This window comes from Bdellovibrio sp. BIS2 (assembly GCF_055398295.1).
This window is the reverse complement of the sequence record NZ_AP035879.1, coordinates 1,175,530-1,188,274: the sequence shown is the minus strand read 5'-3', so window position 1 is coordinate 1,188,274 and position 12,745 is coordinate 1,175,530. Positions and strand designations below refer to the sequence as shown.

At 50.8% G+C, this 12,745-nt stretch carries 9 protein-coding genes; 3 read left to right on the top strand and 6 right to left on the bottom strand.

What is annotated here, in order from left to right; all coding sequences use genetic code 11:
* Window positions 1-104: 104 nt before the first annotated feature.
* A complete protein-coding gene (locus ACZ520_RS05715; RefSeq protein ID WP_464127732.1) occupies window positions 105-560 on the top strand; it encodes a hypothetical protein in 456 nt (151 codons plus the stop codon).
* Between the two features lie 373 nt (window positions 561-933).
* On the top strand, window positions 934-5,628 hold the full coding sequence (locus ACZ520_RS05710) for a hypothetical protein (protein WP_464127731.1): 4,695 nt from the start codon (window positions 934-936) through the stop codon (window positions 5,626-5,628).
* Window positions 5,629-6,068: 440 nt separating this feature from the next.
* Here ACZ520_RS05710 and ACZ520_RS05705 read toward each other — a convergent pair whose 3' ends face one another.
* The 6 genes from ACZ520_RS05705 to ACZ520_RS05680 all read right to left on the bottom strand — a co-directional run bounded on the left by ACZ520_RS05705 (window position 6,069) and on the right by ACZ520_RS05680 (window position 11,702).
* Window positions 6,069-6,935, bottom strand: coding sequence for an endonuclease I family protein (locus ACZ520_RS05705; protein ID WP_416480956.1), 867 nt, complete (start codon window positions 6,933-6,935; stop codon window positions 6,069-6,071).
* 23 nt (window positions 6,936-6,958) lie between these two features.
* Entirely contained in the window at window positions 6,959-7,942 is a 984-nt protein-coding gene (locus ACZ520_RS05700; RefSeq protein ID WP_464127730.1) for a rhomboid family intramembrane serine protease, read from the bottom strand.
* On the bottom strand, window positions 7,939-9,165 hold the full coding sequence (locus ACZ520_RS05695; RefSeq protein WP_464127729.1) for an RDD family protein: 1,227 nt from the start codon (window positions 9,163-9,165) through the stop codon (window positions 7,939-7,941). The genes ACZ520_RS05700 and ACZ520_RS05695 overlap by 4 nt, the downstream gene beginning before the upstream one ends.
* Before the next feature lie 39 nt (window positions 9,166-9,204).
* Entirely contained in the window at window positions 9,205-9,822 is a 618-nt protein-coding gene (locus ACZ520_RS05690) for a hypothetical protein (RefSeq protein ID WP_374028105.1), read from the bottom strand.
* A gap of 169 nt (window positions 9,823-9,991) precedes the next feature.
* Window positions 9,992-11,197: a S41 family peptidase gene (locus ACZ520_RS05685; RefSeq protein WP_464127728.1), complete on the bottom strand. Its 1,206-nt coding sequence runs from the start codon at window positions 11,195-11,197 to the stop codon at window positions 9,992-9,994.
* Window positions 11,198-11,267: 70 nt separating this feature from the next.
* Window positions 11,268-11,702 (bottom strand): helix-turn-helix domain-containing protein, encoded by a 435-nt coding sequence (locus tag ACZ520_RS05680; RefSeq protein WP_011163743.1) that lies wholly within the window; start codon window positions 11,700-11,702, stop codon window positions 11,268-11,270.
* A gap of 287 nt (window positions 11,703-11,989) precedes the next feature.
* On the opposite strand from ACZ520_RS05680, the gene ACZ520_RS05675 reads away from it, so the two are divergent.
* Entirely contained in the window at window positions 11,990-12,727 is a 738-nt protein-coding gene (locus ACZ520_RS05675) for a substrate-binding periplasmic protein (RefSeq protein ID WP_464127727.1), read from the top strand.
* The last annotated feature ends 18 nt before the right edge of the window (window positions 12,728-12,745 follow it).

The window sequence follows — 12,745 nt, the reverse complement described above, 5'->3', positions numbered from 1 at the left end:
TTCACGCCCCCCAACCTCAATCCCATTCTAAATTTAATAGAGCTGGCCCGGCCCCTGCATTGTTTGCGGTATTGATTTTTAATCCCTCACCACTAAGGATTTATATGAAGCACCTTCTGCTTTTCGCCATCGCTCTCATGCTGACTGCCCCCGCTCAGGCCGTGACATCGGACCGTTTTATTTTTGATTTTCTTGAGCAGACCCAGCGCTCTTTGAACGTTATCAACAAAGAACGGGCGGCAGAAGGCAAGCGACTGTACTGTGAAGCCCTGAACCAGGAGCAGGTTCTGCTGATTGCAGCCACGGCTTCGGTCCCCGACATCACCGTCGCGGAGTTCACCAAAACCGTTACCGAAAATCTGAAGTGCTACCCGGTCTTTTTCCCACCGTGGGGCCGCAAGGGTGTTGGTGGTACGCTTTTGAATACCAAAGCTTATGTCATGGATGTTCTGCTTGTTCAGAATGTTCTAAAGTGGATGAACGAAGGCAAAATGCCTTCTCCCGAAACTCCCCTGATGGAAAGCTATAATCCCGATTTTTTCAAACAGTTCGAACAATAGACAAAAAGCCGGCACTCAACGCCGGCTTTTTTTATTTAAAGCGGATGTCTTCTTCAATGCTGTAAGCCGGACTGTTACCGCAGCTATCGGCCTACGCCGCAAACACCTTAAATCAATTTTAATTTACACAAGAACTCCAGCCTGTCTCAGATCAAGACAAGAACCTCCACCCGGGAGCTACCAGATGCGATAAATTGAAGATGAAATTTCTGCGGAGAAAATCGAACACTTCTCGAGAAAGAAAACTCACAAAAAAGTCTGTGGTTTCCGATAAGAAATCATGATCTCTTACGGTACGTTACCACCAAATCCAATTAAAGCGATCTCAAGGGGTTTCCTTGTTCTGCTGACCTGTCTTTTGACGGGATGTACCTTGGATTCCGTCATTCAGGCTCTGACCAAAGAAGACTTCAAACTGCTCACCGATCCGGCCACAGATTATGTGGACCTGAGCACTTCAACACTGAATCTTCAAGGTCATTGTGATGCCACCGAAGGTACTGTGACCCTGAAGCTGGGCTCGGTGGAAAAAGAAACACTCACCTGCCCAGAAACAGGCCTATGGCAATACCAACTTGATGTGACTTCTTTGGGGGACGGTGAAGTTGATCTGACCGTTGAACAAGCCGAGTTGAAGGATGCCAGCAAAAACGTCAAGTCCGCCACTGTCACGCTGAACAAAGATACAACCCCGCCACAACTTTTGGCGATGCCCGATATCATCCTGAATGATAAAGGTTATATCAGTTGGGACTGTCAGAATCTGAATGACAAGTGTACGTTCCGCTCATTCGTCTCGACAACGGACCTGTTTACCTTTGCTGCTGAACCTTACACAAATCTGAAAAGCAACGTGACCTTCCCCGACGGAAAGTCATATCTGTTCCTGCAGGCCAAAGACGCTGCCGGAAATCTTTCGGCCGTTAAGAAAATTGAAGTCTACTCCGGCGCTATGGGGATTTTGCTGAATCCCATGCAAATGAAACTCGCGATGGATCAGTCCGTAACTCTGCGATTCTATATCCCCCAAGTGTTCAGCGAATACACTCTGTTTAACAACGACACCTGCACGGGCGCAGAGAGTTGGCAGACCCGTACGACTGGCGACCATCCTTGGAATTTGCCATCCTCGACTCCAGCCAACTATTTCGTTTCCGCTAAGTTCCGAACATCCACGGGAGTCGTCAGTCAGTGTTTCACGGACAGTATTCCCATCATCGATACGCTCACTTCATATGATATTTGCTCGAGTGGTTCTTCTAATGCCATATTTGGCTTGCTAAGAAGCAGCCTTTACTCACAAAATCCCGGATACAATAACAACGAAAACTGCTCCTTTACCGTGAACACGACCGCCGCCATGGACATTGTTCCGGCAGCCAATATATCCACCGAGATCGACAAGGACATTTTATCCGTCCGACAAAATGGTCTGACACTATATTCTATTTCAGGCACGTTACTCCCAACGGGACTACAAATAATCACCAGCACTGAGCCTGGGTCTTTCACATTCAATTTCAACTCAGATGCTCAAACCGGCGCAGAGGGCTTCGTTCTTTATTGGATGCCCAAAGACGCCATCCGCCAGGAAATCATTATTAATGACGGCGCCACTCAGACTAGTTCAAAAAATTTGCGTGTGTCCTTTGACGTTCCCGCTTATATGAAAGAGTACTATCTGACTGAAGACTCTTCGTGCACCGCCGGAGGCACCTGGAAAACCCTCGCAGCTCTGAACCAGTTTACGGCCCTGACCACCAACTCAACAATATCCTTAAAAGCCCGTTTCCGCGACGTTTTCGGCAACGAGTCCGAATGTGCTTCGGCATCCATTGCCTATGTTCCGCCGGAAATCTCAATTATGGATCCAGTCACCGTGGCAAACATCACCAATTCCGTGGATCTAAGCGGAACCTGCAGCGACGGTGGGGCCACAGTCAAAATCTCAGGGACCTATACGGGCGAAACAACTTGTACGGCGCAAAGTACCTGGTCCAAGTCCTTCGCGCTTGGAAGTGTCCCAAACAACACCACCATCACCGTCACGGCTGAGCTGATACTGGCAGGAACGGCTCAAGCTTCAGCAACAAGATCTTACACCATCCATCGCCACGTCACCCCGACATTCCCCGTGGCCAATGGTTATGTGGGCCCGACCTTCACCATGCGCGGAACCTGCTATCCGAACAGCGCCACTATCAACATCACGGCTCCAAATCCTGCCACTGTCACTTGTACCAATGGGGAATGGCAGTCCGTTCAAACCGTGACCGGCAACAACGAAGACGTCATTAACGTCGCCGGAAATCTTGTTTTCAATTCGACCCAGCAGGATTCTTTTGCCTTCACCGCCAAACTATCCACTGAGCCAACGCTAGCCACCGTCTTTGGGGCCCCCGTTGGGAAATCCTCAGAGGCCAGCCATGCCTTCACGGTCAGCGGAGTTGGCATCAGTGCCTTTAAGTACAAGTTCGGCAAAGACGTTGCCTGCTCGAATTCCTCGGGCTATAGCGCCGAGATCAGTTCCGCCACCGGTATCTTCGTCAGTCAAATCAGCAATGCTGATGGCGATAATATGGTGCTTTGTGTGGTGGGACTCAACGGACTCAATGGTCTATGGCAGGACTATGCCGTTGCCACCACCCACACCTGGAAAAAAGTTTTGCCACAGTCCGTAAACTTCAGCGCCTCCAGTAAAAAGTTTACGGAAGGTCAGACCGCCATCACGGTGGACGTGACTCTGGATGCAGTTTCCACGGTTCCAGTCCGTGTTTACTACAATCTCACCGGAGATGCGGTCTACATGGTCGATCATAATCTGGGACTGGGTTATATCGAGATTCCGGCAGGTCAGCTTTCAGCACAAACCACCTTTGATACTCTGAACAACACACTGGATTCCAACGACAAGGATCTGGATGTCTATATCACCCACACTGACCAGCCAAACGTTGTCGTTGGCATAAACTCACGACAAAGATTCGTCATTAAAAACACGACCAACAGTTACAAAAAAATCCTCAGTTTCGCTCACGGTTCTGACTACACCCAACCTTCTTTCCTGGCCCTGGCTGACGATGGTAAAATCCGCGTCTGGGGCGAGGCCAATGCGACCACTGCCGGAATCACGATCACCCAGGCGGGGACAAACTTTAAACAGGTCACTGGAACGCGAGTGAATTTCTGCGCCCTGAGTGAAGCCAATCAGCTCTACTGCGGTGGCGTGGGCGGCCTCAGCGGCACAGTTGTCGACTCTGGTATCACTTACAAATCGATCAGTCTGAAACACTACACAGGCTGTGGCATCACCTCCGACGACCGAGTTCGCTGCTGGGACATTTCTGCGTCCCCTGTCACGCCCTACTATATCGATGACGGCGTCGTGAAATTTAAAAAAGTCGTGGCGGCTCAGTCTTCAACGATTTGCGCGATTTCACTGGCGGATGATCTGTACTGCTATGGCAATAACACCTATAAACAAATCGCCAACAATGGCACAGCCTCCTTTGGCGTTCTCACCCAGGTCGACTCTGGGGTGAAATACAGTGACGTGACTTCTTACACCTATGTCTGCGGCATCACACGCGACACTCAGCAAATCAAATGCTGGGGGCGCAACAATCTTTACCAACTGGGCAACGGCTCGACGATCAACAATCCGACGCCGACGATTGTAAATTCAACCACGAAATACCTGCAAATCAGCGGTTCTGACAATCATGTGTGTGCAATCACTGAAACCAATGCACTGAAATGCTGGGGTACCGGAATCAAAGGCGGTTATAATAGCGCGCAAACAGACCGGACTTATACGACGCCGACCCTGCTGAATACGAACATCGCCTGGAAGAGCATTCAGACCAACGATGGATCCATTTGCGGTCTGTCGGACGATGATATGCCTTACTGTTTCGGCGATGGCACGAACTATGGTGATATCCCTAAGACGGCGACTCCAGTACTTGAAGCTGTCGATCTTTACTCATCCTATCGCGATTTCGCGACGGCCTATGGCCGCGTGTGCGCCATCCGCAATGATGGTGCAGGCTACTGCTCCATGGTGGGTCATCCCCTCTTCCGAGCTCAGCCCAATGTGGACTTCAGCAGCGGCAAAGTCATTTCGTCGCGAGGCGTGGTCTGCCTGAGTCTTGCGAATTCTTCCTACTGCACAGGGGTGAATTCCAATGGGCTTTTGGGCGACACCGATACGACGAATACTAAATTGGATCTGGTACACACAGGAGGCCTGGCTATTCAAGCCCTGGCGACAGCTGAAAACTACTGCGTGCATGCCATCAATACCGCTGGCAGCTTGTACCGATGGGGTTCGAGCTCCGCGCCTGTATGTACTTCCATCACAAACCAGATCCCGACTTTGGTGGCCACAAGTGTGAAGTTCAAACCCCTCATTCAAAGTACGACCTCCGCCGCGTGCGCCTTGAGTTTGGACAATGAAGTGTATTGCTGGGGATACGGCGCAATCATGCGCACTGGATCAAGCGCAACCCCCATCAGCGTGGATCCAGGCTATAAATATACTGACATTAAACTGAGTGACGACCGCTTCTGCGGCATTCTGGAAAACTCTCAAGTGCGGTGCTGGGGTACGGGGTCAGCCGGAAAGCTGGGACACAACAGCACTGCGAACTCCACTGGCACCCTGACCGATGGCGGTCGCACTTACAGTCAACTGGTGCTGGGCAACTCGATTGCCTGCGGGATTAGCGGCACTAATCTGGAATGTTGGGGCGGTGGCTTTAGCAATGTCCCTGTGGTGGTGAACAGTCCGACCAGCTACAAAGAAGTCGCTGTTGGCAATGGAGAACTGATAGCTCTGACCACAGGTGGCGCCGTGCACTTCTGGCAACTGGGTGACTACTTGAATCCACCGACAGTGATTTCTGGCGGTGTGACGTTTGCAAAACTCAAAGCCACGAATTATTCCGGAACCACCAGCTCGATGTTCTGTGCGCTCACAACGACAGACAAACTTTATTGCCGAACTCCAAAGGGTGCGGGCACCTCAATCAACATACTGCACCAGGTTCGCGCTTCCCGATTCTAGAAAAAGAAAAAGGCCACTGTTTCCAGTGGCCTTTCTTAATTTAATTAAAATAGAGGTGAGAACATCATGCTCCCCGAGACCTTCCTTGGTATCACCCCTCCCGTAAAAATGATTGCAGCATAACAAAAACTCGATTGCAAGCGACTTATTACAGATTTTTTAAGAATTATGCCCGGAGCCTACAAAAACCCACCCTTTCTGCCAAGTCCTTAAGCAAAACTCAAAATTCCTAAAACTCTTTTGTGTTTACGATTGCAACCTGAATCCAAAAGCGAGCGCAGCGATGCTGCCCCAAAAAACAAAACCCACCAGTCAAGGTGGGTCAAAAAGGTTCAGATGCAAGGCGGAGTAGGCCCTCGCAGCGCAGGCGTGCTCCAAGCACGTCGGAGCGAGAAGGCCGCCCGACAACGCAGTCAGATGGGCCTTTTTCACCCACCGCCTTAGAAGTCAGACAAGCGGTCTGCTAGTTCTGGGTGATCAATGAACGGATTTCTGTTCCCCTGAGCTTTAAAGATCTCAACATTACGTTTCATTTCGTCCTGATCTACCGGATCTTCGCGGTTCCATTTGCGAAGAATGTTTTCTTCCTGTGGATCAATCGGAAGGTCATAGCGCATGGAGAAATAGAACAACGCACGAGCCACATTCCCTTTGTGGTTTTGAGGTGGCTCAAACACCTCGTCAGAACCGGCGCTGCCGATACCGAAACGGGAATCCGGGCATTTCAACTCCATCACATCTTTGCTGACTTCACCAAACGGATGGTTACCGCGGATGGCATTCAACTGAGAATCCGTCGGGAACAAGTGATGCAAATCGGATTTCTGAACATCATCCGGGAAACGACGAGTGAAGTGGCTTTGTGGCCAGGTGTGCTCAACGTTGATCACGGTGTTGTTCGGAATAGTTCCCGGAGAAGGCGGAGAGCTGCGGAAGTCTTCCGGACCACGATCCGAATTGCAGTAAACGTCACGAACCGCATACTGATTGCCGTCTTTAACAAGGTAGTAGTTCCCCATCAGGAAAACTCTGGCTGCCTTATAGCCGATGGCCGTGTGGCGGTAGCAGTGACCTTGCCCCTGCATGCAGTTTTTCACTACAAGATCATAAGAGCCTTTTACCGCAATATGATAACTTTGCAGAACAGACTTGATTCGGTTTTGAAGGGTCTCTCCGGAAACTCCGGCGCGAAGGTCGCGATAGAACTCTTCCCCATAGTATGGGACCGCTTGGGATTGGGAAGCTGCATTTGCAACTCCAGCAACAGACAACAATGTAAGAACAATCACTGACTTAATGAGCTTCATTAGCTTCATTCGGGTCCGCCATTTCAACGTAGGGGGTGATCTCCAGCCTCTGCGCGGTAATGTGTCCCACCGGTAACGTTTCTGTCAACGGGTATATAGAATTTACAAACAAGCCCCAGCATGGCGCCAAACACGCTGCCACCCAAGTGCGCCGCATAGGCAACGCCACCCCCAAGGCCTTCAGGAATCGCCCACAGGTTCGCCAGATCGACGATCAGGAACAAAGGTATGATCAGCAGGGTCGGCAAATAAATCGCGCCATAATGGCCTGGCATCGGCGATGCAAAATATAGAAACTTCACTCGCATTCGAGTTTCAGCCACACAATAAAATGCGAGCAAGGCACTGATCGAGGCACTGGCCCCCACCATCGGCACGGCTCCATGGGTATCAGACAACAGGAAGCCGAGCCCCCCGGCCATGCCTCCCGCCATATAGACAAATAAAAGCACCCAGCTTCCCGCCATCACTTCCACCGCCGCCCCCAGTAAAACCAGGAAGCCCAGATTGGAAAGCAAATGCATCCAGTTGGAGTGAGAGAACTGATACGTCATCCAGGAAAGAGGCCCCTTCGCCCCCGAGCTCAGCCCGAAGCGATACAGCAGTTGTTCCTGATATTTTTTGCGGAATTCAGCGATATTCTTTTTCCAAGTGGCAATCTGCACTTCATCACCGCGATAAGTCCCGGCTTCAGCGGCACTCAGGAAGCGACGGTCCCTGAGCGCATAGGCCCCCAGAATCCCCATTTGTTCGGCGTTGACCGAATTCATCTGATGCACCCACTGGGGCTTTTCATACAAAATTTCGGCAGGAATGTTTTGCAGATACTGGTAATACAGCCGGCCCGTCAGAACCAGTCCGTCTTTTTGCAGTACCGGCGATGAGGTCAGACCCGAGTTCACCCCGCTGAAGATCAGAATAAAAATAAAGACATTCAGCACCGCCAGCGTGATCGTCAGCGGGTACTTGGAATAGTCTTTAAAGTCTTCCGGGCACGGGATGATCATGGAACCTCGTAACGTTCTTTGAAATCGTCAATCCAGCTTTCCTGTTCGGCAGCACTTGCCGGCATACGACCGCCATTGCCACTTTGCGGGCCCAGCTCGGCATCCCGCAAAGCCCACACAGAACGAACGAAGCGTTTTTCAAGACCGGACTGCAGAATCGGATTCTTTTGCAATTCAGCGATCGCTTTCAAACTGCCGGCAAAGTCGTTGGAGGCAAACAGCTCCTCAGACTTCAGGAACTTCGTCGTCCACAGACGACCATCGGCCTGCTCCAGATCATCGAAGCTTCCCTCCTCTGCCATGTAGCGCGCCAGCGCGCACGTGGACGAAGACGAATCCTCACAGATTTTGCTTAAATATTGTTCCTGGGCTTCGCCGTCGGCCAAAAGATATTTGGCCAGATAAGCCAGCGGCTGGGCATTGACCGGGTCACCCCACAGCGCCACTTCCGCTTCTTTATCCAGACACTCGCCAGAGATTTCATTCAACAAATACAAAGACAACGCCGCATCCAGGCGCGCTACACCTTCAAGATCCGCACTGCCGCGCATTTCTTTGCAGGCCGCCACTTGTGTGCCGCCTTTTTCACGGTACTCCCCGGCCATCAGACTGTGATAGGTCTTAAAGTAACCCAGCACTCCGAACAGCAGCAGGAACAACAAGCTCATGCGCATCCAGGAATTAATGAATCGCGACTCCAGCGGATGAGGTCCGTCATCATGCACTTTTTTAAGGGTGATCACCAGTGTATCGGCGGCACGATCCGGGAAGGCCCGGCGCAGCGGATGACTGAGGATTTCCATAAACGGCAACGCCAGCAGCACGAAGCTGAAGCTCCACGACAAAGAACGAATCACACACTGAGCATAAGACAAACGCGGCTGATACACGGGATACGTAATCACACGCAGTTGCAGAAAGATCTGACCCGGCGTCGCCTGCCAGAAATACAAGAACACCGACTGCAGGAATGTCACAATAAAGACCACGGCCAGCACCACAAGGCCCGCTGCCACCACACCTTCCGCCGAGTTCGCATTCAGCAAAAAGAAAGTCTTGGTCTGACGAACAAGGCCTGCAACCAGCAGACTGACGATGGGTGATAAAATCAAAAAATCCAGTATCAGTGCGATAAAACGATCGGCCACAAAGGCCACCGGCACTGTACTGGATTTTGGATGATGAGGCTTAACTTCTGGAGCCGACAGATCTGGAAATACCATACAGATCGTATCGGCCTGAAACAGGAAACACTAAAGAGATTAGTGGGCGAAATTGATCGCCTGAACACGACCTTGATCATCAGTAACGAACTGGGCTTTACCGATGATTTGCTTGGAGGAATCGATCAGACTATAGACCTGCTCCCCGGCAGCATTGGACGCCACAGACACTTCGGAATAGTTCATGCCGAAAGCTTCGGAATACTTTTTAAGGAAGCCGGCTTTGTCTTCGATAGCCATCGGGTGTTCACCCGCCTGGGCATCAATGAACTCCAGGCTTTCAATACGGCCTTGCGCCAGCTTCATGCCGTATTTGCCTTCAAGATAACCAAACACCAATTCATCACGCAATGTCGGAGCTTCCGCAAGACTTGCCGCCATAGCAGATTTTTCTGTCGCCATTCTTTTTGCCAGGTCGTGTTCCCACTTCACATCTTTGGCGAAGCTGGAAGGTTCAAAGCTCGCAACCCCACGGTTGGCGCCATTAGCCAGGTTTTGATCCGGGCCGCGCACCAGCCACTGATTCAGGAACACCGTCATCAAAAGCACCGAAGCGATGGAAAGAACAAGAACCGCTTTTTGTTCCTGCGCTTTGTCCTGCAGTCTTTTTCTTACTGATTGTGCTTTAGGAAATTCGATCACGTTTGCGTTCCTCATTTATTACCCTTTCGCAAGTGCTGTATATTGTCACTGCGAAGGGCGTGCCGTTTAATAACCACTTCAATTCATTCTAGCTGCACAGAGCCTGAACAGACGTACAAAAGATGTTTGACGTATTATTATGATCATCTCACTGTGAGACGACAAACGCCATACATCCGGGACTCTAGTCGAGGGCCTTTTTCACCCAAGAATCAATCCCCGCCTGCATTTCCGGGAGGCTGTAGTACAGGACCCGGTCCAAATCCACGCCCTGTCCCTCGATTTGATGCTGCTTGTGGCTGAGATAAATCGCCTCTGGGATGGAGATCTGCACCCCCGGCCCCACCTCTTCCAGTGGATACCAGACACCAACCAGCAACTGCCCGCGACTGGGACTTCCCAGCAGGGGCGCTTTTTTAAACTCTTTCAAAGCCTGCGCGACCATTTCAGCCACAGAAGAGCTTTTCCCATCGACGAGCACCCGCACCTCGCCTTTAAAGCACTGAGGGTTGTCGTAAGTCTTCAACAAAATCTCGCTGCTGTTATCAAGCACGGCCAGTTGTTCCTGATCCCGCAAATCATTAGGAAGTTCGGCCGGAGCTTTCACTGGGGCCCGGGGCTTTACCAGGCGCCCGACCTCCTCGGACTTGCACATGAACAACGACAGAAAACGCAGACCCGCGACGAAATTGCCGCCCGGGTTTCCGCGCAAATCCACCACCAGCTTGCGCAATGGCGCGATCTGCTGTTGCAGCGTTTTGAGTTTTTCTTCTTCAAAGAAAGCCGCACGGAAGGACGGGATTTCCAGCACCGCGTTTTGCGCGGATTTGATTTCAAGATTCAGATCCTCGGACCGCTGGATGGAGCGAGGTTTGATTTTGACAGAAAATTCCCTGTCCTGACGAAGCATCAGGTAGGAGCCCTGCTCCGTCTGCGCTTCCCAGGGGTTGGGTTGTTCGGCGTTGATGCTTTGAATGACATCACCGGGTTTCAAGCCCGCCTCTTGCGCCGGAGAATCAGGATGAATTTTATAAATGACCAGTTCCCCGTCGACAAAACGGCTTTCGATGCCGGTCTCCTGACTTTCCCCGCGCCAGATACTGGCGACCTCGGAAGAATCATAAACCTCGAGGTGCGACACCTTCAGCAACGCCAGGGCATTGTTCATGTCCTTGATGATCAGTTTTTTCGGAGAATACGGAGTGACCAGACGGCTGCGCCGACTGCAGGTCTTTTTCCAGTTTTTGATTTTGCTGTCGTCAAGAAAGATTCTTTCCGCGACAAGATCACACACTGCCGGATACGGATTAACGAATCCGCGCTGCAGAGTGAAATGATACGCCCCATAGGCGCAGGAGACTGCCAGAAGAATTCCTAAGATCCGCGTCATCTCGGTCCAGTAAAAACAAAGACCGGATGTGTCTTCATCCGGCCCCTGTCTTTCAATTCAAAAGGAAGAATTAAGCAGCCACTTTCTTCTTGCGAGCCGCAGAAGGATCAATGTGGTATTGCTTTACTTTACGATACAAAGTCGCGCGACCGATACCCAAAGCTTTTGCCGCTTCAGTCAGGTTGCCTTTGTATTGCACGATCGCGTTTTCGATGGCGTGAGCTTCAAGCTCTTCCATTTTCTGAACGCTGGATGAAGTAGCTGTTGGCGTTGGGAACTGGATTACGTTACCACCACCCACGTCAGAGTTGATCGGGCTTGTGCCTGAAGCCAAAGCCGGAACACCCGCTACTAGTTGTTGTCTGAAAAATGCGTTATCAAGCCCTTCTCTGAACTGTGCAGATGAATATGCTTGAACTGTCACATCGTGGTTCTCCCAGTACTTTTTTGTGTTTTCGATTGTTTCCTGGCTATCGCTCACCACGATCATAACTGTACGTGACATTTAGTCCTCCCCTTTTGAAACATTAACAAAGCCTATTTGACTCACTTTGTACCTATCGGCGTATCACGCTGAGAATTTAGGGCCAGTTGCAAATATTTTTTGAGACACTTTAAGCAGGCCAAAACACTGGACTTTTGTCGGTCCAAAAATCCCGCTTGACCGACCTTTCCGAATTTATGCCCAAATTCTTGCCGGTTTTATCGGCAAATTCAGCTTCCACAATCTGCTCGTCGCTTCGGACTGTCTTTGTTATATTGATGCTGGCTGTTTATTAAGGACGTTCTGGAATGCCACAGTTTCTATCTGCTCTCTTTATATTGACGTTTTTCTCGGGATCTTTCGCTTTTGGGGAAGTGTTGCGGGTGAATGTCTATGACCTGCCTCCGCACATTTTCACTTTGAATGAAGAACCCGAGGGTCCGGGCATCACGTTCTTCAAAGACTATGTGAAACTGCCTAACACCGAAGTGCGCTGGGTGGCCACGCCGTTTGCACGCGTCTTATGGGACATGCAAAACAAGAAGGTGGACGTTGCCCTGTTCCTGGTGCCCTCACCCGAACGAGAAAAGTACATGCGCTTTTCCAAAACACCCTTATTCACGACATCTTCGGCGATTATCATTCCCCGCAACTCCCCCCTGACCCGGGCGACCTCACTCAAGGACTTCCGCGGGCGCACTCTGGGGCACTCCAAGGATTCCTTCACTCCGACAGAGCTTCTAAAGCACGGAATCAAGATCGAGCCTTTAAGTGGTGAAAATGTGATCGAGCGCAACCTGCAGAAGATTCGGGCCAAAAGACTGGATGGCATCTTTATCCCAACAGCCTCCAACGGAGAATACATTTTGCGCAAACTGAGAGTGGATGATCAGTATCAGGTCTTTGTGGTGCCAGACACCACTTTGAATCTGCATGTGGCCTTTCGCAAAGACATCGACGAGAAAACCTATCAGATGGTAGAGGCTGCTCTAAAAAAGAATCAGCGCATTTATCGCAAGCTGCTGGATCAACAGCTATCCAGATAAAAAAAGCCTCCATCGCGG